At 35.5% G+C, this 22,841-nt stretch carries 13 protein-coding genes and 1 tRNA gene; 6 read left to right on the top strand and 8 right to left on the bottom strand.

The window, feature by feature from the left end; all coding sequences use genetic code 11:
* Positions 1-24: 24 nt before the first annotated feature.
* The gene (locus RMO83_RS08530) at positions 25-1,275 is read right to left on the bottom strand and encodes a hypothetical protein (RefSeq protein ID WP_310559253.1); all 1,251 of its coding nucleotides are present in this window, start codon (positions 1,273-1,275) and stop codon (positions 25-27) included.
* Positions 1,268-2,002 (bottom strand): type III pantothenate kinase, encoded by a 735-nt coding sequence (locus RMO83_RS08525; RefSeq protein WP_310559252.1) that lies wholly within the window; start codon positions 2,000-2,002, stop codon positions 1,268-1,270. Before RMO83_RS08525 ends, RMO83_RS08530 begins: the two co-directional genes overlap by 8 nt.
* Before the next feature lie 142 nt (positions 2,003-2,144).
* Between RMO83_RS08525 and RMO83_RS08520 the strand changes: the two genes are divergently transcribed.
* Positions 2,145-2,217: transfer RNA gene (locus tag RMO83_RS08520), tRNA-Phe, on the top strand.
* A gap of 248 nt (positions 2,218-2,465) precedes the next feature.
* On the opposite strand, the gene ppdK is transcribed toward RMO83_RS08520, so the two are convergent.
* Positions 2,466-5,219, bottom strand: coding sequence for a pyruvate, phosphate dikinase (gene ppdK / locus RMO83_RS08515; protein ID WP_310559251.1), 2,754 nt, complete (start codon positions 5,217-5,219; stop codon positions 2,466-2,468).
* A gap of 337 nt (positions 5,220-5,556) precedes the next feature.
* Here ppdK and RMO83_RS08510 point away from each other — a divergent pair, with 337 nt between their 5' ends.
* A complete protein-coding gene (locus RMO83_RS08510) occupies positions 5,557-6,117 on the top strand; it encodes an acetate uptake transporter (RefSeq protein WP_310559250.1) in 561 nt (186 codons plus the stop codon).
* An 81-nt stretch (positions 6,118-6,198) separates the two neighbouring features.
* The gene (gene acs, locus RMO83_RS08505; RefSeq protein ID WP_310559281.1) at positions 6,199-8,145 is read left to right on the top strand and encodes an acetate--CoA ligase; all 1,947 of its coding nucleotides are present in this window, start codon (positions 6,199-6,201) and stop codon (positions 8,143-8,145) included.
* Positions 8,146-8,591: 446 nt separating this feature from the next.
* Here acs and RMO83_RS08500 read toward each other — a convergent pair whose 3' ends face one another.
* From RMO83_RS08500 to RMO83_RS08480, 5 genes are all read right to left on the bottom strand, one after another.
* The gene (locus RMO83_RS08500; protein ID WP_310559249.1) at positions 8,592-10,187 is read right to left on the bottom strand and encodes a T9SS type A sorting domain-containing protein; all 1,596 of its coding nucleotides are present in this window, start codon (positions 10,185-10,187) and stop codon (positions 8,592-8,594) included.
* A gap of 235 nt (positions 10,188-10,422) precedes the next feature.
* Positions 10,423-13,368 carry an alpha-amylase family glycosyl hydrolase gene (locus RMO83_RS08495; RefSeq protein ID WP_310559248.1) on the bottom strand — a complete coding sequence of 982 codons (2,946 nt, stop codon included), beginning with the start codon at positions 13,366-13,368 and terminating at the stop codon, positions 10,423-10,425.
* A 64-nt stretch (positions 13,369-13,432) separates the two neighbouring features.
* The gene (locus RMO83_RS08490; RefSeq protein WP_310559247.1) at positions 13,433-14,554 is read right to left on the bottom strand and encodes a SusE domain-containing protein; all 1,122 of its coding nucleotides are present in this window, start codon (positions 14,552-14,554) and stop codon (positions 13,433-13,435) included.
* Positions 14,555-14,589: 35 nt separating this feature from the next.
* On the bottom strand, positions 14,590-16,206 hold the full coding sequence (locus RMO83_RS08485) for a RagB/SusD family nutrient uptake outer membrane protein (RefSeq protein WP_310559246.1): 1,617 nt from the start codon (positions 16,204-16,206) through the stop codon (positions 14,590-14,592).
* A 19-nt stretch (positions 16,207-16,225) separates the two neighbouring features.
* The gene (locus tag RMO83_RS08480; protein WP_310559245.1) at positions 16,226-19,144 is read right to left on the bottom strand and encodes a SusC/RagA family TonB-linked outer membrane protein; all 2,919 of its coding nucleotides are present in this window, start codon (positions 19,142-19,144) and stop codon (positions 16,226-16,228) included.
* A 227-nt stretch (positions 19,145-19,371) separates the two neighbouring features.
* Here RMO83_RS08480 and RMO83_RS08475 point away from each other — a divergent pair, with 227 nt between their 5' ends.
* The 3 genes from RMO83_RS08475 to pgmB all read left to right on the top strand — a co-directional run bounded on the left by RMO83_RS08475 (position 19,372) and on the right by pgmB (position 22,689).
* Positions 19,372-20,409, top strand: coding sequence for a LacI family DNA-binding transcriptional regulator (locus RMO83_RS08475; protein ID WP_310559244.1), 1,038 nt, complete (start codon positions 19,372-19,374; stop codon positions 20,407-20,409).
* 277 nt (positions 20,410-20,686) lie between these two features.
* On the top strand, positions 20,687-22,024 hold the full coding sequence (locus RMO83_RS08470) for an MFS transporter (RefSeq protein ID WP_310559243.1): 1,338 nt from the start codon (positions 20,687-20,689) through the stop codon (positions 22,022-22,024).
* 8 nt (positions 22,025-22,032) lie between these two features.
* A complete protein-coding gene (pgmB, locus tag RMO83_RS08465; RefSeq protein WP_310559242.1) occupies positions 22,033-22,689 on the top strand; it encodes a beta-phosphoglucomutase in 657 nt (218 codons plus the stop codon).
* Positions 22,690-22,841 lie beyond the last annotated feature (152 nt).

Genomic DNA, 22,841 nt, shown 5'->3' with positions numbered 1-22,841 from the left:
AAATTTTTAACCTTGGTTTAACTCTTAACGGTATTTATTTTTTACAAACCATTTATCGTTTAGTGAGAATCCTAAGTTTAAGATGAAATAATTTTCTTGTACTAAATTATTTGTAGTAGTTCCTTTTTTTCCAAATTCTAAACCAACGTTAAAATTTGATAAAGAGCCTGTAATAGGCAATCCAAGTCCTAAAGTCATCCCAACATCGTTTATTGGAGTAGAATTGACTATTAATCCTGTTTTTTCATAAACAAAACCACCACGATATGTGATTCTTTTAAAATAACTTGCAAATGGTTTTGTGCTTGGCGTGAAATAACCTCCAAAACCATATCGTTGATATTTACTGTACGTTACATTGTCTGAAGTATTGTAAGTGTTATATAATTTACCAATATCCTGAAGTGCGATTTCAGCTCCAAAAACCCACTTTTTAGCATCTCCAAAACCCAAACCCAAAGCCCATTTTTGAGGCAATTGCAAATCAGTTTTGGTGGTAACCGTATCATAAGAGTCAACATCTGAATAATCAAAGTCTGAATTAATAGTCACAGTGCTTATCGTCCTATCGTTGTTAGAAACTAAAATACTTTTTGGCGTGTATGTCAAACTACTGAAAAGCATTATTTTATCTTTCAATTTGTACTGGTACATCAAACCAAAGTTTAGATTCAAGCCGGTCAAATCAGTAACATTTAATTCACGAGATCCTATTGGAACATAAGGTATAAATTCTACACTATTGGTATGGATTTTTCCAAAATTATAATACCCAGTTGCACCAATACTTAAATTAGGTAATATTCTATAACCTGCGCCTAAAAAAACTCTATTCATTCCGCCCCAACCATTGAAACGCTTACTGTTTTGAGAACCATCTTCATAGATGTTTTCTATTTTGTATCCCACAGAGGAATAGGGAATCAAACCAAAACCGGCTCCAAATTTTCCGAGTGGAACCGCTAAAGCTAAATAATCTAAAGTGGTTCTTTTTGCGGTTCCGCTAGATGTTCCTGATTTTTGCTTTGTACTGCTAGTACTTCCGGCAACGGTGAAGTTAGTCCATTTTAAGTTTCCATATCCAGCAGGATTCTGGAAATTTATCCTTGTACTATCTGGAATCATTGCTATTCCACCCATCGAGCGACTTTCTACATTTCCATTAAACCTAGCTTCTCCAATTCCGTAAAACGAATACGGCGAAGAAGTGCCCTCTTGCGAAAACATAACTAATGACAGCAATAAACAAGAGCTTATTAAAAATTTTTTAATCATTTTTGATTTTATATTGAAATGTTTGATTCAAACTTTCAAGAAGGAAATTTGAATTGGCAAATATGGTATTTTTTAATCGCTTAGCCAAAAAAACTGAGTCTCCTCCCGTTAAAATTATTATAAATTTTGAATATTGACTCCTTAATTCCTCGATGTAACCCTCAATTTCAAATACTAATCCATTTACAACTCCTGAATGAATTGATTCTGAGGTAGATTTGCCTATCAAACGTTTGGGGTTGTCTAAAGTCATCAAGGGCAATTTTGCTGTAAAATGATGCAACGATTCGTATCGCAAGAGCAATCCAGGCGAGATTGCTCCACCAATGTAATTGTCGGTTTCGTCAATAAAATCGTAAGTTATGCAAGTTCCTGCATCTATTACCAGCCTATTTTGATTGGGATATTTTAGCGTTGCGCCAGCGGCTAAAACCATTCTGTCAATACCCAATGTTTGCGGTGTTTCATAACCATTGACAAATGGGAATGCATCTTTATGAGAAACAAAATGAATGTTTATTGAGTCTTCAAAGTTTGAAAAAGCTTGTTTTTCGACCTCAGAAACGGATGAAACAACTAATTGGGTTATCTTTTTGTGCTTATTTAAAATATTGTGAATGCTTTTTTCGAGCTCTGTTTTTAGAAAAACAAAAGATTCTAAAAGGGTACTTTCCTCAAAAACAGCGGCTTTAATTCTGGTATTCCCCACATCGACAGCTAGAATCATAATTTAAATTTAACATTGCAAAGGTACGAATAGATTTTTTTTAATAATTGTTTTGTATAAATTAAAAATCATTCTATATTTGCACCCGCAAACAAGTTCAGCGAACTCCTATGAAAATAAGAGTAAATTGAGCTCTTAGCAAGGTACCTTAGCTCAGATGGTAGAGCAATGGACTGAAAATCCATGTGTCCCTGGTTCGATCCCTGGAGGTACCACGAAACCCACTCAAATTGAGTGGGTTTTTTGTTTTTAATTTGTACCGAGTTTCTTTTTTTGTTTTGAAAACGGATAATTTTGGATTATAATCGCAGAAAAAAAGTATAATTTTGGATTTAACTCCAAAATTATGCAGTTTTTAAATAAGTTAGTACCTGACCTAAATAATTCTTTCCGCTTTAAACAAAAAAAACGACACCCCTTTCAGGATGCCGTCAGTCATTATAAATATTCAGGGTTTTAAAATTTATTTCCTTGGAAATTGCAAAGCGGCTTGTGCTGCTGCTAATCTTGCAATTGGCACACGGAAAGGAGAACAACTCACATAGTTCATCCCAATTTTGTGACAGAAAACAACGCTTTCAGGGTCACCACCGTGTTCACCACAAATACCAACTTTTAGATTTGGTTTTGTTTTTCGGCCTCTTTCTACTCCAATTTTTATCAACTCTCCCACACCTTCTTGGTCTATGGTTTGGAAAGGATCGTCTGGAAGAATGCCAAGATCAAGGTATTTAGGAAGGAATCCTCCAATATCATCACGGCTGAAACCAAAACTCATTTGTGTTAAATCGTTAGTTCCAAAGCTGAAGAAATCAGCTTCTTCGGCCATACTATCTGCTTTTAGAGCGGCACGAGGAATTTCGATCATGGTTCCGTATAAATAAGGAATTTCTTTGACGCCTAATTTTTCACAAGTTTCTTTGTACACCGCATTTACGATTGCTCTTTGGTGTTTCAATTCGTTTTTAGAACAAGTCACAGGAACCATAATTTCCGGCATTGCTTTTTTTCCTTCTTGAATCAACTCAGCCGATGCTTCAAAGATGGCTCTGATTTGCATTTCGGTAATTTCAGGATAACTAACCCCTAAACGAACACCTCTATGGCCAAGCATTGGATTGTTTTCGTGTAAGGCAAGAACTCTTCGGTTCAAAACACTCATGCTGATTCCTAATTCTTTGCTTAACTGAATCAATTTTTCTTTATCGTGAGGAACAAATTCGTGCAAAGGTGGATCGAGTAAACGAATTGTTACTGGAAAACCACTCATAACACCTAATGTTCTTTTAATATCTTTTTTCACATATACGAATAAACCATTCAAAGCAGTTCTTCTTTCTTCTTCGGTTTTACTCACAATCATTTTGCGTAATAAAAACAATGGTTGGTTACTTCCTTCTCCATAAAACATGTGTTCTGTACGGAAAAGTCCAATTCCTTCGGCTCCAAATTTCGCTCCTTGTTCAGCATCTCCTGGGGTTTCAGCATTGGTACGAACGCCTATCACTTTTGTTTTATCCACTAATTTCATTAGGTTTTTGTAGGATTCATTTTTATCTAAATCAACATCCACCAATTCCATACTTCCAAGGTAAACCAATCCTTTTGTACCGTCAAGACTTAACCAATCCCCTTCTTTGATAAAAGTGCCATCGTTAGCTTTAAATGATTTGGTTTCGCTATTAATTTGAATATCATTACAACCTACGATACAACATTTTCCCCAGCCTCTTGCCACTAATGCAGCGTGAGAAGTCATTCCACCTTTAGTAGTTAGAATGGCTTGAGATTTGTGCATTCCATCGACATCTTCAGGAGAGGTTTCTTCTCTAACCAAGATTACTTTTTCACCACGGCTTGCCCATTCAACAGCATCGTTAGAAGAGAAAACGACACGTCCAATTGAGCCTCCGGGTCCAGCAGGTAATCCTTTAGCAACAGCTTTGGTTATTTTTTGAATTTCAGGATTCAACATGGGTAATAACAATTCAACTAATTGGTTTGGTCCTACACGCATTACTGCAGTATTGGCATTAATTAATTTGGAATTGTACATATCGCTGGCAATTTTTACAGCGGCAACTCCATTGCGTTTTCCGATTCGGCATTGTAACATATAGAGCGTTCCTTTTTCGATAGTAAACTCAATATCTTGCATGTCTTTGTAATGATTTTCCAATCTGTTTTGAATTTCGAACAGTTGTTTGTAAGCTACAGGCATTATTTCTTCGAGAGTTGGCAGTAGTCTGCTATGGTCATTTTTAGATTTGTCATTTACTGGAGCTGGAGTTCTAATACCTGCAACAACATCTTCACCTTGAGCATTGATTAAATATTCGCCATAAAAATAATCGTCCCCATTTCCTGGATTTCTAGTAAAGGCAACACCCGTAGCACTAGAATCTCCCATATTTCCAAAAACCATGGCTTGTACATTTACTGCAGTTCCCCATTGGTGTGGAATATTTTCGATGCGACGGTATTCGATAGCTCTTTTTCCCATCCAACTGCTAAATACGCCTCCGATACTTCCCCATAATTGTTCGTTTGGATCTTCTGGGAATGGCGCTCCTAAAACTTTAATGATGGTAGCTTTAAATTCTTTTACTAAAGATTTTAATTCGGCAACAGTCAAATCGGTATCAAATTGATATCCTTGTTTGTGTTTAACTTTTTCTAATTTTTCGTCCAATACTTTTCGAATTCCTTTTCCGTCTTTAGGTTCAATTCCTGCGGCTTTTTCCATAACCACATCGGCATACATCATAATCAAACGACGGTAAGCATCATAAGCAAAACGAGCATCACCCGATTGTTTGATAACCCCTTCGATGGTTTGTTCGTTGAGTCCAATATTCAAAACGGTATCCATCATTCCGGGCATTGATTTTCGAGCACCAGAACGTACAGAAAGCAATAACGGATTGTTTAAGTCACCGAATTTTTTGCCCATTATTTTTTCTACAGCTGCCAAAGCGTTTTCTGCTTGCGCTTTAAGTTCAATAGGATAGTTCTTATTGTTATCGTAAAAAGCGGTGCATACTTCGGTGGTAAGTGTATATCCAGGAGGAACTGGCAACATAAGATTAGGATGACCAGCCATTTCAGCAAGATTCGCTCCTTTTCCTCCCAATAAATTTTTCATGGATTCATTGCCATCTGCTTTGCCACCACCAAAAGAATAGACATATTTTGGGGTTTTTGTTTCTTGTGCCATTATATTAAATTTTATTTGTTATTGTTCTATTTCTCTCAAAGGTAGAGGCAATAGATTTTAAAAAAAATGATAATTGTCATATTTGAAATTTGAACAAGTTCATTTATTTTTTAGAATTGTAGCACGTATGTATTTCCTATACAATCCTTTTTGAAGTCCTAATTTTTTGAATGTATGTCTTTTTAATCCCAAATAGCAACAAACTTGATCTTATCGTAAAAATAGAAAGCATCCGAAAAAAATATTCGGAAAATCCAACAGGATTAATATATTTGTGAACTCAATCGATTGAAATATTAATTTTATTATTAACCAAAAAACAAATATCATTTTTATTATGGAACAAATTATCAAAGACACAACAGCTAATCCAGCATCATTAGGCCTTTTTGGTTTTGGGATGACAACAATTTTATTAAATATTCACAATGCAGGTTTCTTCGAACTGAATTCGATGATTATGGGAATGGGCATCTTTTTTGGTGGCATACAACAAGTCATTGCAGGAATTATGGAATGGAAAAAAGGAAATGGCTTTGGGATGGCGGCATTTACATCTTACGGATTCTTTTGGTTGTCGCTTGTCGCTATATGGCTTCTTCCTTTAATGGGAGTCACCAAACCTGATGGAGCATCAATGGGTTGTTATTTGGGGATTTGGGGTTTGTTTACTTTGGCCCTCTTTGTAGGAACATTGAACGGAAATACAATAAGTAAACTTATTTTTGGTTCGCTGGTTATTTTATTTGCTCTTCTTGCTGCTGCAAGTTTTACTGGAAGTGCATCCCTTCATACTTTTGCCGGTTACGAAGGAATTCTGTGTGGCTTTTTTGCTTTTTATGAAGGAGCGGCTATTGTAATCAATGATAAAATAGGGCGAAAAGTATTGCCATTATAATATCGAAGATAATGTGTTGATAATTCAGTACCTTTACTTTTCATTCTACATCAAATAGAATTTAAATTTGTTCTGAATAAAATTAATTTAAGACTTTTACACAAAAAAAATGAAAATACAATGAGTTACTACAAAATTGAGAATTTAGAACAATACTTCAAACACTACAATAAATCTGTTCGAGAGCCAAGAAAATTTTGGAGTAAGATTGCTTCAGAAAATTTTACTTGGTACCAAGAATCTGAAAAAATTATTGAGTTCGATATGGCTGAAGCCAAAATAAAATGGTTTGTTGATGCCAAAGTTAACATTGTAAAAAACTGCCTTGACAGACATCTTTCTAAGCGAGGCGAAAAAACAGCTATTATTTTTGAACCCAACAATCCCGCAGAAGCTGCGCAACATATCACCTACAATGATTTGTATTTGAGAGTTTCAAAAATGGCTAATGTGCTTCGCGAACAAGGCATTCGAAAAGGCGATAGAGTTTGTATTTATTTGCCAATGATTCCTGAAATTGCTGTTTCGGTATTGGCTTGTGCTAGAATTGGCGCGATTCATTCGGTTGTATTTGCTGGGTTTTCAGCATCTGCAGTAGCCGCAAGAATCAACGATAGTGAATGTAAAATGGTCATTACCTCAGATGGAGGATTTAGAGGTGAAAAAACTATCGACTTGAAAGGAATCATTGATGATGCGCTAGTAAATTGCCCTTCAGTTTCAAATGTGTTGGTTGTAAAAAGAACCAATTCCTCTATTAAAATGAAAGAAGGTCGTGACCAATGGTTGCAACCGTTACTAGATAATGCTTCTGATAACAATGTAGCCGAAATCATGGATGCCGAAGATCCTTTGTTTATTCTCTATACTTCAGGTTCTACTGGAAAACCAAAAGGAATGGTTCATACTACCGCAGGCTATATGGTTTACACCGCTTATTCTTTTAAAAACGTATTCAATTACGAAGAAAATGATGTTTTTTGGTGTACTGCGGACATTGGTTGGATCACCGGACATTCTTATATTCTGTATGGTCCTTTGTTAAATGGTGCTACAACAGTGCTATTCGAAGGAGTTCCTACTTATCCTGATTTTAGTCGATTTTGGGAAATTATAGAAAAACACAAAGTAAGTCAATTTTACACCGCACCAACCGCTATTCGTTCTTTAGCTAAAGAGAATTTGTCTTATGTTCAAAAATACCCGCTAGAATCACTAAAAGTTATCGGTTCCGTAGGAGAACCTATCAATGAGGAAGCATGGCACTGGTATAATGACCACGTTGGAGGAAAACGTTGCCCACTAGTTGATACTTGGTGGCAAACAGAAACTGGCGGAATTTTAATTTCAGCTCTGGCTTTTATTACGCCGACAAAACCAACTTATGCTTCTTTGCCTTTACCGGGAATTCAAGTCGTTTTAATGGATGAAAAACGCAACGAAATTGAAGACAATCAAGTCAGTGGAAGTCTTTGTATTAAGTTTCCTTGGCCAGGTATAGCAAGAACCATTTGGGGTGATCATCAACGTTATAAAGAAACTTATTTTAGTGCATTCCCAGGGAAATACTTTACTGGTGACGGAGCATTGCGTGATGAAGTGGGATATTATAGAATAACTGGTCGAGTAGATGATGTAATAATCGTTTCTGGACACAATCTAGGAACTGCACCTATTGAAGATGCGATCAATGAACATCCAGCAGTAGCCGAAAGTGCTGTTGTAGGCTTTCCTCACGATATCAAAGGAAATGCTTTGTATGGTTTTGTTATCTTAAAAGAATCTGGAGAATATAGAGACCGAATCAACTTGGCAAAAGAGATCAATCAACATATTTCAGATCATATTGGGCCAATTGCCAAATTAGACAAAATACAGTTTGTTTCTGGTTTGCCAAAAACGCGTTCTGGTAAAATTATGAGAAGAATTTTGCGTAAAATATCCGAAGGTGACTTCTCTAATTTTGGAGACACCACCACTTTATTAAATCCAGAAATTGTGGATGAAATTAAGGCCGGAAAATTATAAAATGTTTTAATTTCAATAGCAAAGGCTGCCATCTCTGGCAGCCTTTTTTATTTGAAGTTGTTCTCATTTTCATTAAAGTTCTATCCAGTTGAACTCAGCAATTGAGTTTAGACTGCGCTCGAATCAAATGTCATTCAGTTAATGGTTTACTTGTCATTTTGTGACAAAAACATAGCAATTATATTTGTTAGATGACATTGCAAAAGACTTTGTAAAACCAGCAGAACTATATAAAATTATACCAATTGTAATTTTAAAATGGTCTAATCCATATTAAAATTTTATCCCGACGAATTCGGGAGATAATGCCGAAAGACAATATATTGAGTACTCCCGAAGCTTCGGGATTATTGGACTCTCATATATTGCTAATCGGCATTAATTTCATCCAAAAAAAATCCCTTACTACAATTGCAGTAAGGGACTAGTTCAATTAAAAACAACCTCTATTCTTTTACTAACTTGATAGTTGAAGCACCATTTGCAGATGAAACTTTTGCAAAATAAACTCCTTTAGAAAGTTCTGTAGCATTTACAGAAACTTCTTTTGCAGCACTATTTTTCGCATATACCGTTTTTCCTAAAACATCGTAAACTTGTACTGAAATGATATCATCATTTGATGAAGTTATGTTCCAGCTACCTCTTGTTGGGTTTGGATATGCTTTGAAACTTTTAGCATCAAATTTAGCAACACCTAAATTAGTTCCAAAATCATAAGCTCCTGTTAGTACATTAACTGTTAGATTGTATGTTCCAGCTTTTGCAGGTATGTTGTCATTAGACTTAGTTCCAGCAGGGAATGTTGTTCCGCCCCAGTCACCACCAGCCCAAGCATTGTTTATTCTGAATTTAATAATATCAGTAGTTACAACAAGACCATTTATAGTATAATTGATACCATCAACAGTTGATAATTGATGTACATCAATTGGACCAGGATTTCCTGGTTCTCCTGGCCATCCTCCAACTCCAGCACCTACAATTGCATAAGTGATTTTTGTAAAAGTATATGCTCCAGTTGAAGTATTTAAAGTCACATTGTATGTTCCTGTCATTGCTACATCAGGAACAAGAATATCTCCTCCACCAGCACCCATTCCTTCAGGAAAAGCAGAGCTACCGTATTTTTTATCCCAAGCATTTCCAACGCGGAACAAACATTTCTGATCTGGACCACCACCAACAACCGGTACATTATTCAACGTATAAGTAATACCATCTGTTGTAGCCATCTGGTTTTTATCAATTGGTCCAGGATTATCTGGTGTTCCAGGCCATCCGCCAACTGCTGATCCTACAAGAGCTATGGTAGGAAAAGTTGCTACTTTAAAATCGTATGCACCACTTGAGTAATCAAAAGTCACATCGTAATCGATACCTGTAGTAGTTACGGCAATGCTACCAGTTGCGGAGTCAGCAGTACCCATTGGAAAACCAGGTGCAACAGCTGAACCGTAAGAAGTTCCATTAATCTCAATTTTACAAGTACCCGGTTTTAATGACACTTTTTTAGCACTAAATATTATACCATCTGCAGTGGTTAACATCGCTCCATCTACTGCTGATACAGCAGTTCCTACAACTTTAATTACTGGAATAGGAGTTCCTGGAACAAAAGTCCAAGATCCTTGAATTCTATTAAAAGTAATGGTCCAAGATCCTGCAACAGATTTAATGTTTTTACCATTATCTTTTGGAGCATTATTGGCTCCCGAAGGCCAACCACCATTTAATGCATAATCAGCATCTGTTGGACCCCAACCGAAAGTGTTAGTTACTGTTGCAGGGCAACCAGTCGTCCAGCACTTGCCTTCACGGAATTTTACCTCACCATCTGTAAGTATTCTGTCAACAAGGGTATAGGTTATACCATCAGAGGTTAACATTGTCGTTTCTGCATCATTAGTCCACCCACCATTACCAGCACCAATCAAAGTAATAACTGGAAAATCTACTGAAGTCTTGGCGTTAGTTTGAGCTTTGCCACTAAAGCTGATTAAAAAGACAGCAATAAAGAAAGAAAATAATTTTGTTTTCATAATTAATAATATTTTTAGATTAATATCCTATAAAAGTATAAAAAACAGATGAATAAAAAACGAATGCTTCAAAAAAAAAAGAACTACCACGTTTTCGTGTTGATAACATTTCAGATATTGGTGTTTTTTGCCAAAACTGATACCAACCAATAAGATAATCGGTAAGAATCTAGAAATTAAGCAAAAGAATAAGGCTGCCTTAAAAAGACAGCCTTATCAATATAATAAACAAAAACTATTGCTTGAGCAACTTCATCACTTTTAGCTCGCTATTCTCATTACAAGCTTTTACAAAGTAGATTCCTTTTTTCAAATCACTAATTGAATATTGATTTTCTTTAGATTGATTTGCTTTAAAACTTTTAACCAATTGTCCTGTTAGAGAATAAATTTCTACCTTTGAAGAAGCCGTATTCAGGGTAAAATAATTTGTCGTTGGATTTGGATACAAATAAATTTCGCCATTTACTTCGAAAGTATCGGTTCCTAGTGAAGAAGGCTTGTTGCCATAAATTCTAAATCCACCTGCTTCAATACTTATCGTTGCAGTTGCATTGGTTACCTCTACCATTGAATTATCCATTAAATTGTACCAAGTTCCTGCGTAAGGAAAATCAGGGATGACGTTTTGAGTATTGACATCAAAATTAGTCAGTATCACTACATTTCTTAATTGCGTAGAAGACGTGGTATTATCCCATAAAAATAATCTTGGTGTAAAAGTGTTTCCTGATTTAATATCAAAACCACTATTGGCAGTACTATTTACATTAAATACAGGTTCTGTAGTTTTTAGATTTATCATTTTTGCCCAATCAAAATAGATTTTGTTTCTATTGACATCACCTAACCAATTGTTTACCCATTGTGGTTGTGGTTTTGTGTCTAGTTTGCAATCGCCATCGGGACCAATCCCATCCGTATCCATATCTACAGTTCCATTATTGCAAGTAAAAATGGAGTTATTCCAACCCAATTCTCCAAATTGCCAAATCATTTTTGGACCAGGAACAAGGAGCGACACAGCGCCAATGGCAGACATTCTAGACAAAGCAGTATTCAAGTTTTTGACATTATGGGCTGGGTTCGAAGAATTACCAAATGTTATATTTTTATACATTAATATTTCTTCATCATGGCTTTCAGCATACCCTATTACTCTTTTTCCAGTAAATCCAACATGTGCATCATAACCCATTCGTTCAATGTTGTTCTTGGAATTATTATATCCCATAGACAATTCATTGTATTCATTAGTCATTTTCCCCCACATCATAACTCCTTTGCTTGGCGTTTCATTGATTCTATAATTTGCCCACTCTTGTTCTTCATTATCATTTCCTAAATGCTCAAAAATTATATAGTGGTAAGGATCTCCATCCCAGGCATCCACAGTGTTACAACTTTCACCGCACCAAGAATAGTCTGCGTATTCTTTGAGAACATCAACTCTATCTTGCTGATAAGAATTTGTACAAGCGTCTCCACTAGCACAATTTTGGGTAAATCCTTTAGTCAAATCCCAACGGAAACCGTCAATTTTGTACTCTTCAATCCATTGTTTAATCACTCTTTTTACATAATTTTTAGTGTACACTGACTGATGGTTAAAATCATTTCCAACATTATAACTGTGCCTTGGAACAACATTAAAATAAGGATTGTCAGTTGCTGGGCCTCCCCAACCGTCGCCGTCCGGATCATTCATCCACATTCTATCCATTGGGTTTCTTCCAAAAGCATGATTTAATGCAACATCAAGAATCACTGCAATTCCATTTTGATGACACAAATCGATAAATTCTTTAAATTTTGAACTTGTTCCATACGCTTTGTCTAAAGCCATATGAAAGGAAGTGTTGTAGCCCCAACTTTCATTACCATCAAATTCCATCACTGGCATCAATTCGATAGCACTAATTTTCAAGTTCTTAAAATAATCGATACGGTCTATCAAGTTTTGATAACTTCGGTTGGCATCAAAATCTCTAACCAAAAGTTCGTAAACTACCAGTTTGTCTTTTTCTGGTTTTACAAAATTAGTTGTTGCTGTACTCCAAGCATAAGGTGTTTGTCCGGTTTGTAACACTGTCACTTCTCGATCTTGGCCTATTGGATAAGCTGGAAGATTTGGATAGTTCCCTACTGGAACCCAAGGATCTTCATCTTTATTCAACACTAAAGTAGAATAAGGATCGGCAGTTTTTACCAATGATGGTGAACCTGCAATAGGGGTTTCGTCTATTACCCAATATTGGTAGGTGTAATTTGTGCCCGAAACTAAGCCAGTGAGTTCCAACCAAAATTTGGTAGAGTTTGTAGTGGCATCTTTTTTCATTGCATAAGCGGATCCGGGCTGCCAGTTGTTGAAACTTCCCGCAACATAAACGAAATCTTTTCCAGGAGCATCTAACACTAAAGTTACTTTAGTAGCATCGCCTGCATTGTAATTAATTCCTTCAAGCAAACCAGCAGGTATTGTTTCAGAAACAGCTTCTGGGTTGACAATTGCCGAAAACTTCTTTGTAATGGTTGTGACGCCTTGGGTTACATCCAATTCATAGTTTTGATTTGTAGTGATGCCTGTATGTGTAAACGTATAATTTGAGGTGCTTGGGTTAGTATCGATTGAAACTCCGTTAGATTTTAGATTATAACTTGCATTCCCTGCAGAATTTGTTGCTGCAATTGCTATACTTCCTCCAGATGATAGAATTGTAGAACTGTTTTGCAATGGGGAAGCCAATGCTACTTGAAAATTACCTACTTCTACTAAAATATCTTGCGATTTTTTGTCTCCTGTTCCGTTTTTTGCTTTTATCAAAAAACCAATTTTTCCGATACCCGTTGTATTGTAATAGGTTGCTGGAGTGATTGTTTTTGAATAGGTATCTGTTGCTACATCATAGGTGAATTTACTTGCTTCGTCTGAGGCAGCCCAAGTACCGTTGAGTGGCGTGCCTTTTTGAGTAGTATCGTTTAAGTCAAAAGCCCATGCCCACATATATAATGTATTTCCAACAACTCCCCAAGTAACTTCGTCTATACTACTCCCATTAACTGTAAGAGTAATAAGGTCTGTTTCTTCAAAAGTTACTGGACTCACACTATAAGTAACTGTTTGTTGCTGAGCAAAACCAAGATAAGTTGCAAATAAAAATAAAATAATAATTTTTTTCATATTTTAATGTGTTTAAATGACAAAAAAGGCTGTTTAAAAACAGCCTTTTCTTTACTAATTGTATTTACTTCTTGACAGCACTATAGGTATAAGCTCGAGGTGTATTTAAATCAAGTGTGACTGTGTAATCTGCAGCAGCCGTTCCTGGCAATATTATAATTCCAGGCTGTTCACCATCTGGCAATACCGCTCCACTTGTTGCATTTCTTTTTATTATATTATAACTCATAGTCGTTCCAGCATAGTCGGCACCGACTCTAGTGACATCAAATGCGCCTAAAATTGAGGTTAAAGAGGTATTTCTAAATCTGAAACCTTTACCACCACTTAATGAAACAGTAAGTTCCCATTTTTTTGTTACAGCATTATAAATCATCTTTCTATTGCTTGCAGCAGGAAAACCTTTTGCTTCACCAAATATCCCCCATTCGCTAGGGGTGATAGAATACGTTTTTGGGCTTTTGCTAATATCCGATTTTATCAAATAAAATCCAGCTGTTGCTACGCTAATAGCAGCACCATTTAGCTCAAGAGCGCCACTACCATTATCTCCATAAAACGCATTCGATGATTGAAACACTCCACCAGTTGCAGTGTAAAATCTGTATGTTCCAGCTTCTAACCAACCATATCCTTCACAATCACTAGTGTATAAACTAGAAGATTTGGTTTTTGGTGCGTTTGCAGGATTATCACCCACTTTTGTGAAAGCTAAAAAAAGCTGAGCAAAAGGGGTAACTTTCATATTGATTGTATTAGAATATTGCACCTGAATGTTTGTGTTTTCGCCTAGTACTGATTTTACTCTAATGTCAAGGTCAGCCACTGCATCTGGCGCGAAACCATTATTTAGGAGTATCTGATTAATATAGCCTTCTTGCCACACCACTTTTAAAGCAGTTGAAGGTGTATTTGCAATAATTGGGGCTGCAAAACTTGTCCCTGCTTTTGCAATTTCTACTGTGTATTTTGGTGATACCGTTGTAACACCACTATCCGCAGGTCCCCAAGTTAATGTGGCCAACAAATTATCCCCGTCTAAAGAAGACAAAACAAATGGGCCAGTTGGATCAAGAGCATTTAATGTGAACCCATTTGGAGAAACCTTTGGGTCAATTGTGTCAGTGCAAGATGCAACAGAAATGAGCAAAAATGCAAAAGCCGTTATCTTTAAAATATTTTTCATTGTATATATTTATTTAATATCAATACACAGGGATATTAAAATCCTGGGTTTTGTGATAAATTAGAATTTGATCTTAACTCATTTGCTGGAATGGCAAACAAGAGTCTGTAGTCAGGTAAATCTACTCCTGCTTTAACTCCACCTTTCCATTCCCAATTGTATCCGCTTAAGTATTTGCCAAATCGAATCAAATCTTGACGTCTGCAACCTTCCCAGTACAATTCTTTCGCTCTTTCAGTCAAAACTAAATTTGGAGTTACTTCGCTGGCAGTTACTGTTGAGGCGTTTGTATTGGCTCTTTTTCTTAAATCATTTATATAACCCGCAGCTACTGTTTTGTCACCAAAACCATTAGATGCTAGTTCAGCATACATTAAGTAAGCATCTCCCATTCTAAATAAAGGAAAATCAGTATCCGGAAAAGTAGCCGAAGAAGCTTTGGCGCCATCTGATCTTATATTAGAAAACTTAGTCAATTTTTTTCCTTGCAAAAAGGCGTCTTGATTGGTATCGACCGTTGGGTTTGCTATAGAAGCAGGATCTGTATTTCCGGTAACATAAGTAACACGAGCGTCGTCAGTTCCTACAGTTTCAGCAAATTCTTTACGGATCCTGTATCCTTTCCATCCCGAATCTACTCCTAGTAAAGTTCCCACCGCATTGTCACAAGAAGCATGAACTATATAAGTCATTCCTCCCCAAGTTTGAGATTTCAAACCATCAGAAACTAATGGAAAAATAATTTCATTTTGTGCACCATTACTATTGTTATCCGCTTGAAATAATTTTTTTCTATCAGTAATAATAGTATATCCTGAAGCAATAACTTTATTAACTGCAACTAAGGCATCGGCGCTTCTGTCATTTTTGATGTACACTTTTGAGTTTAAAAATAATTTTGCTTTCAACATCCACGCGGCTGCTTGGTCGGCTCTACCGTATTCATTCGATTTTGGTGCTGCTAAATCGGCGTCGATAGCATCTAATTCTTTTATTAAATAATCAAATACAAATTCACGATTTTGCATTACTGGTTTTACACCTAAAACATCGGCATCTGTCATAAAAGGAATGTTTCCAAAAACATCAATTCCGTGATAATAAGTAAGCGCTCTTAAAAAACGAACTTCTGCTCTAAATCTAGTGATTTGAGTTTTCAATTCTTCACTTACACCTCTACTAGTTAGTTTTTCTGGAGTCGTTTCTCTTAAAAATTCGTTACACAAACCTATTTGGAAAAATACTCTGGCAAAAAAAGCTTCTGTAAAAACGTTGTCTTTATCCCACGTATTAAAATTCAAATCTTTGATTGTTTTGTTATCACTTTCTCCCCAAGCAATCATTGCTTCATCGGTAGTTAATTCTTGACATTGCCAATAGCCTCTCATGTATTGTGAGAATCCTTCATCTACTGACGAACCCAAATCAGATTGTCCTGAAGGACCTTCTTGTCCTGTAACAACAAAACCAGCATAAATTTTAGCTAAAAATTGTTTATACGAATTGGGGTTACTTGCAAAAAAGGCTTCGCTTATCGCCTGATCATCATCTTTAGGCGCTATATTTAAATCATCTAAGCAAGAACTTAATGAAAACAAGATAGATAGTATAAATACCCACTTTAAATTCTTTATTTCTAGTAATTTTTTCATTTTAATTTATTTTTTAATATTAAAAATTAGCATTTAAACCCAACAAGTACATTCTTGCTCTAGGAAAGATTGTTCCATCGATTCCGTTATTGAAAACCTCTGGATCAATCCCTTTATAGTCAGTAATGGTCAATACATTCTGAACACCACCATACAATCTTAATGAAAATTTATCTGTGTTGAAAACAGATTTAAAATTATATCCTAAGGTAATGTTGTCTAGTTTTAAGAATGAAGCGTCTTTTATGTAATAATCAGATTGTTTAGAAGCGGCTATAAAACTAGTTGTACTATAATCGACTGGCGAGTTATTAATAGTTTGATTAAACGTATCATTAATAGTTCCCAAGAAAGCTCTACTGGCATTTACATCGTCATATACATAATTTCCAATACTTGCTCTCCAGGCCATAGCATAGTCCCAATTTTTATAAAAAGTACCACTAAACATAAGACCCATAGTTACATCGGCCTGTGGCTTTTTGTAATTGTACTGATCGCTACTATCAATTTTTCCGTCCATATTTCTATCGACAAAAACACCTTCCATTGGCTTACCATCTGCGGTATACACTTGTTCATAAACTCTATAAGAAAAAGGAGACAATCCGATGGTGTGCGTTTGGATAAAAGCTCCTAAACCAACTCCTCCTTGAGGGTCGTTATTGGTAGCTATATCTGTAATTTCAATTTTGTTGTACGTAACATTATAGTTTAGTCCTAAAGTGAAATTACCTTTTTGAACTGCATCAAAATTCATGCTGAAATCAATTCCCCTTGTTTCAAGTGAACCGATATTTGTAGGTCCGTAAACTGCTAAATTTTGGAGCGCACCCAGTTTGGTGTTGGCGAACAAATCTATAGTCTCAGAGAAATAAGCATCTATAGAAGCTTTCAACCTATTGTCGATAAAGGCGACATCTAGTCCTGCATTATAATTTTTTTTCCTTTCCCATTTCAAGTTTGCGTTGTATCCGTCAGGTTTAGAAATGACAACAAACTCATTACCAAATTGATAATAATTATTTCCTGAAGTCGAATACTTTTTGATCCAAGCTATCGATTGTCCCAAATCTTGCTGACCTGTTTCACCATAACTTAATCGGAGTTTTAAATCCGAAAAAGTTTTGGAATCTTTAAGAAAGCTTTCTTCTTTCATTTTCCAAGCAAAAGCAACTCCTGGGAAATTTGCCCATTTGTTTACTGGAGAAACCCTAGTTGAACCATCTCGTCTAAAATTAACTGTCAACAAATATTTATCGTTATATCCTAAATTCAAACGGCCAAAAAAGGCTTGCAAATTATTCCCTGGATCAGTGTAAATATCTTCTCTCACCTCCTCATTTACCCCTAAACCAAATAAGTTTCTGTTTCCTGAATAATAATTTTGATAATCTTTTTGTGTGTATTCGTAACCTCCTAATAGATCAAAATTCAATTTGCCAAATGCTTTGGTATAATTCAACTGAGCATTTAGGTTTTCGTTTTTATTATGAAACCAACTTTCTGAGTAAGACCCAATTTGTGTGGTTGGTAGATTTGGATTATTATTAAACCCTGATCTTGAAAACGGATTTACGGTAACACTTCCGTCCCCATCTTGCTTCTCCATACCAGCATTTACAATAGCTCTCAATTCAGGCAAAAAATGAAATTTATAATCTATATTGATGTTTCCAAAAAATCGAAATTGATTTCCGACGTTTCTTGTCTCCTTTAATAAACTTACTGGATTTGAGGTTCCTCTTGGCTGTCCTCCAACAATCCATTCAGTGTAACCAGCATAAATTGAGGTAGGGTCATATACAGACTGAGTAGGGTCATAAGAAATAGCGCTTCCTATTGCTCCTTCATTTGCATTTTGTCTGAAAGTGTACGAATAATTTCCAGTTAAGTTTACTTTTAAGTGATTATCAAAAAAACTTGGGTTCAACGAAATAGATGCTGTAGATCTTTTAAAATTAGAAGTATCTAAAATACCTCTATTATCTGTATTTCCGATGGTTAATCTTGAAGGCACCGTTTTGAAAAGATTACCCAGAACAGACATATTTACATCTGTTGTGAACGAATTACTAAAAATTTCATCTTGCCAATCTGTGTTTGAAGTTCCTAAAAGATTTGCTTTCAAAGGTGCTTTTTCGGTTATCAATGCTCGAAATTCATCTGCATTATAAACATCCACTTTTCTAGCCAATGTATTCAATGTACTAAAAGTGTTGAAGGAAACTTGTATGTCTTTCTTAGAACCTTTTTTGGTAGTAATAAGAATAACCCCATTAGAACCTCTATTTCCATAAATTGCGGTTGCAGAAGCATCTTTCAAAATAGAAAAAGATTCAATATCGTTGGGATTTATAGCAGATAAACCTCCATCTATTGGCAATCCATCCACTACAATTAATGGACTATTATTTGCTAATAAGGAAGAACCGCCACGAATTCTAATCACAGGGTCACTGCCTGGAGTTCCTGAAGAGGTTACAACTACACCTGCAGCTCTACCATTTAATAAACCATCAACGTTTAAAATAGCTCCTTTATTGAAGTCCTTTGCTGTAATCAAAGCAACCGCTCCAGTAGCATCTTTCTTTTTTACAGTTCCATATCCTACTTGAACCACAACTTCTTTTAGCTCATTAGCATCATCTGCAAGACTTACATTTAATGTTTGTTGATTATTGAAAGTTATAGTTTGACTGGTATAACCAATAAAGGTAAAAACGATTTTATCGCCTTTATTTATTTTTTGTAATTTATATTTACCGTCAAAATCTGTTTGTGTTCCGCTTGCAGAACCTTGAATTACTACATTTACTCCAGGAATAGGCTGATTTGATTTTGAATCTACAACCGTACCTTCTAAAGTTGCTTGAGCAAGAACGCTTAAGGGTAAGAATAGTAATAAAAATAACAACTTTTTATAAATTGTTTTCATACTTTTTATTTAAATTAATTAGGTTATTGTTTGTAATTACCTTTACTTCGAATTTCAAAATTAGATAATTATTAACACTTATAACAAAAGTAAAGTTTAAATGGGTTACGAAAACGTGATAGTGTTGAAAAGTTTTTGACTTTTAATAATTTTACCCTTGTTTAATTGCCATAATCCAAATAAAATTTTATCTTTATTACGAAAATGATTTTTATTAAATTATAACTATGAAGAAGAAAGTGACCCTTAAGCAAATCGCAAAAGAATTGGATGTGTCTATTTCAACCGTTTCAAAATCACTGAGAAATAGTCTTGAAATAGGTGAAGAAACCCGAAATAAAGTTCAGGCTTTTGCTAAGTTTTATCACTACAAACCTAACAATATTGCACTTAGTTTAAAAAACAGAAAAACAAAAACCATTGGAATTATTATTCCCGAAATTGTACATTATTTCTTTTCAACCGTCATCGATGGCATCGAACATATTGCCAATGAAAACGGATACAGCGTAATCATTTGTTTGTCAGATGATTCGTTCGACAAAGAAGTCCTAAATATGGAAATGCTTGCCAATGGCAGCATTGACGGATTTATAATGTCGCTCTCTAAAGAAACCCAATTCAAAGGCGATTTTCATCATATTACAGAGGTCATCAGTCAAGGAATGCCTGTAGTTATGTTTGATAGAGTTACTAATGACATCCTTTGTGATAAAGTAATTATTAACGATGAACTAGCAGCTTACGAGGCAGTTCAAAGTTTGATAGATAAGGGAAAGAAAAAAATTGCTCTCGTCACCACTGTCGATTATGTGAGTGTAGGTAAATTTAGAACCGATGGCTATACCAAAGCCTTACGCGATAATGGATTGCCTTTTGATGAAAATTTAATTATAAAAATTGAAAACGTTGACAACTGCGAAATCACAATAGCCCAACTGCTTGAAGATAAAGCTTTTGATGCTGTTTTTGCTGTTAACGAGTTATTTGCAGTAACCATTATCAAAATGGCAAATAAAAGAGGAATAAAAGTTCCAGAAGATCTTGCAGTTATTGCTTTTACAGATGGAATTATATCCAAATATTCAACGCCAACCATTACCACTGTCAGCCAAAATGGACTAGAAATGGGAAGCGTAGCAGCGAAAATGCTTATTGAGAGATTGGAAGCCGAAGAAGAAGCAATAGAAACAGAAGAAAAGGACGAAGTATACAAAACCGTGGTTATTGAAACACATTTAATAGAGCGAGAATCAACTCTTTAAAATTTCAATAGCAATAGCAATTGCAATAGTGAATTTTTTTGCCATTGAAATTGATTTTTGACATTGATATTGCCATTGCTATTGTCATTGATATCAAAAACTTATTCACACTATTACGTTGTAGTTTTTGAAATAAATACTTTTCTAACTTCTAACTTTTAACTTCTAACTTCTTTTAATATATTTACAGGATTCAAAACTGTTACTTTTACTTCGAAAAATAAGTTAAGTTTTGATAAGCAAGGCGCTTATCGTACATTTAATATAATATACGATAATGAAAAAACCCAAATTAAGTTTTTGGCAAATCTGGAATCTAAGTTTTGGATTCTTAGGAGTACAAATTGGATATTCCCTTCAAAATGGCAACACCAGCAGGATATTAGAAGCCCTCGGCGCTGATGTTCATAGCATTGGTTATTTTTGGCTGGCAGCACCTCTGGCAGGTTTAATTGTTCAGCCCATCATTGGTCTTTCCAGTGACAAAACATGGACGCGACTGGGCCGCAGAATTCCATTTATATTTTTTGGAGCCATTGTTTCGGCTTTGGCCATGTTTTTTATGCCCAACGCAGAATATTTCACTTATTTATTACCACCTTTAATTTTTGGTGCCGTAATGCTACTATTGATGGACACATCGTTTAATGTTACGATGCAACCCTTCAGAGCACTTGTCGGCGATATGGTCAATGACGAACAGAAAAATCTTGGCTATTCTTTACAAAGTGCTTTAATCAATTTTGGAGCTGTTTTTGGTTCTTTATTACCTTGGATTCTTGCCAAAGTAGGCGTTGCAAATGTTCCTGCAGCTGGCGAAAAAGTAGCTGCTTCGGTAATATGGTCTTTCTATATTGGAGGAGCTATTTTATTGGTAACTGTTCTGTGGACTGTTTTTAGAACCAAAGAATATGCCCCAAAAGAACATGCACTTTACAATGATATTGACCTTGAAGCTAAAACTGTAACCGAAAAAACAAGCATTTTCAAATTAATTTCAAATGCTCCAACTATTTTTTGGCAGTTGGGAATTGTACAATTCTTTTCTTGGTTTGCTTTGTTTTTAATGTGGGTTTATACCACTAGAGCCATTGCCAATCAGGTTTGGGGAGCAGAAGCCTTGGACCCAAAATCAATTGGTTTCAACGAAGCAGGAGATTGGACAGGAGTACTATTTGCCTTTTACAGCGCTGTTGCAGCCTTATTTTCTTTACTTATTCCAACAATTGCAAAATCTATTGGCAGAAAAAAAACCTATAGTTTTTCACTTTTAATGGGAGGAATTGGATTGGCTTCAATGTATTTTGTACACGACAAAACCATTTTATTACTATCCATTTCTGGAGTAGGATTGGCTTGGGCAGCTATCTTAGCAATGCCTTACGCTATGTTATCTGGTTCCTTACCGGCAGATAAAATGGGCGTCTATATGGGATTGTTTAACGCCACCATTACTATTCCACAAATCGCCGCAGGATTATTAGGAAGCACAATCATTGCTATGTTTGGAGGTTTTCCGATGGCAATCATTGTGATCGCAGGAGTTTCAATGTTGATTGCTGGACTTGCAGTTTTTTTTGTAAAGGAAAGCATTTCAACAGCTAAAATAAATTAAAAACAATAATGAATACAAAAGCATTTATATTCGATCTTGACGGCGTGATTGTGGACACGGCAAAATACCATTTTCTAGCTTGGGAAAAAATCGCCAACGAATTAGGTTTCGAATTTACACACGAAAATAACGAATTATTAAAAGGAGTAAGCCGCGTGCGCTCGCTAGATATCATTCTGGAAATAGGAAAAGTTAATGCTTCGCAAGAAGACAAAAACAGATGTCTAATTCAAAAAAACGAAGATTATTTGTCCTACTTGGTCGATATGGACGAAAGCGAAATCTTGCCTGGAGTAATGCCTATTTTAAACTATTTGAAAGAACGCAACCAATTAATTGCGTTGGGTTCAGCCAGTAAAAACGCTAGACCTATTCTTGAAAAAACGGGAACCCTTGCCTATTTTGATGCTATTGTGGACGGAAACGATGTTTCAAATGCAAAACCTGATCCTGAAGTTTTCTTGCTTGCAGCGAAATTGTTGAATATAAAACCCGAAGATTCGATTGTTTTTGAAGATTCGGTAGCTGGAATTCAAGCTGCAAACATTGGCGGAATGATTAGCGTAGGAATTGGAGAAGCCTCTACTTTGCACGAAGCAGTACATTTATTTAAAGATTTTACCCAAATGGATAAAACCTTTATTGACACACTAATAAATAATTAACAGATTAAATAACATTGTTGTCCGATAAAAGTAAATAAAAAAGAAGCCATAAAAATGGCTTCTCAATTAAAATCGTAATTTGGTTTTGCAAAAGACAAAAAACGATGAGTAAAAGTAATTATTTTTCTAGTAAATCTGTTTTCGGACAGCTG

Origin of the sequence: Flavobacterium sp., assembly GCF_031423415.1 — a bacterium.
In the GTDB taxonomy this organism is placed as follows: domain Bacteria; phylum Bacteroidota; class Bacteroidia; order Flavobacteriales; family Flavobacteriaceae; genus Flavobacterium.
Note: the sequence above shows the minus strand (reverse complement) of the source record. Positions and strands in the feature narration are given on the sequence as shown.

What these genes read in the sequence shown, in the direction of transcription:
- RMO83_RS08530 (WP_310559253.1), bottom strand. Translation starts at nt 1,275, where the DNA reads ATGATTAAAAAATTTTTAATAAGCTCTTGTTTATTGCTGTCATTAGTT.
- RMO83_RS08525 (WP_310559252.1), bottom strand. Translation starts at nt 2,002, where the DNA reads ATGATTCTAGCTGTCGATGTGGGGAATACCAGAATTAAAGCCGCTGTT.
- ppdK (WP_310559251.1), bottom strand. Translation starts at nt 5,219, where the DNA reads ATGGCACAAGAAACAAAAACCCCAAAATATGTCTATTCTTTTGGTGGT.
- RMO83_RS08510 (WP_310559250.1), top strand. Translation starts at nt 5,557, where the DNA reads ATGGAACAAATTATCAAAGACACAACAGCTAATCCAGCATCATTAGGC.
- RMO83_RS08500 (WP_310559249.1), bottom strand. Translation starts at nt 10,187, where the DNA reads ATGAAAACAAAATTATTTTCTTTCTTTATTGCTGTCTTTTTAATCAGC.
- RMO83_RS08495 (WP_310559248.1), bottom strand. Translation starts at nt 13,368, where the DNA reads ATGAAAAAAATTATTATTTTATTTTTATTTGCAACTTATCTTGGTTTT.
- RMO83_RS08490 (WP_310559247.1), bottom strand. Translation starts at nt 14,554, where the DNA reads ATGAAAAATATTTTAAAGATAACGGCTTTTGCATTTTTGCTCATTTCT.
- RMO83_RS08485 (WP_310559246.1), bottom strand. Translation starts at nt 16,206, where the DNA reads ATGAAAAAATTACTAGAAATAAAGAATTTAAAGTGGGTATTTATACTA.
- RMO83_RS08480 (WP_310559245.1), bottom strand. Translation starts at nt 19,144, where the DNA reads ATGAAAACAATTTATAAAAAGTTGTTATTTTTATTACTATTCTTACCC.
- RMO83_RS08475 (WP_310559244.1), top strand. Translation starts at nt 19,372, where the DNA reads ATGAAGAAGAAAGTGACCCTTAAGCAAATCGCAAAAGAATTGGATGTG.
- RMO83_RS08470 (WP_310559243.1), top strand. Translation starts at nt 20,687, where the DNA reads ATGAAAAAACCCAAATTAAGTTTTTGGCAAATCTGGAATCTAAGTTTT.
- pgmB (WP_310559242.1), top strand. Translation starts at nt 22,033, where the DNA reads ATGAATACAAAAGCATTTATATTCGATCTTGACGGCGTGATTGTGGAC.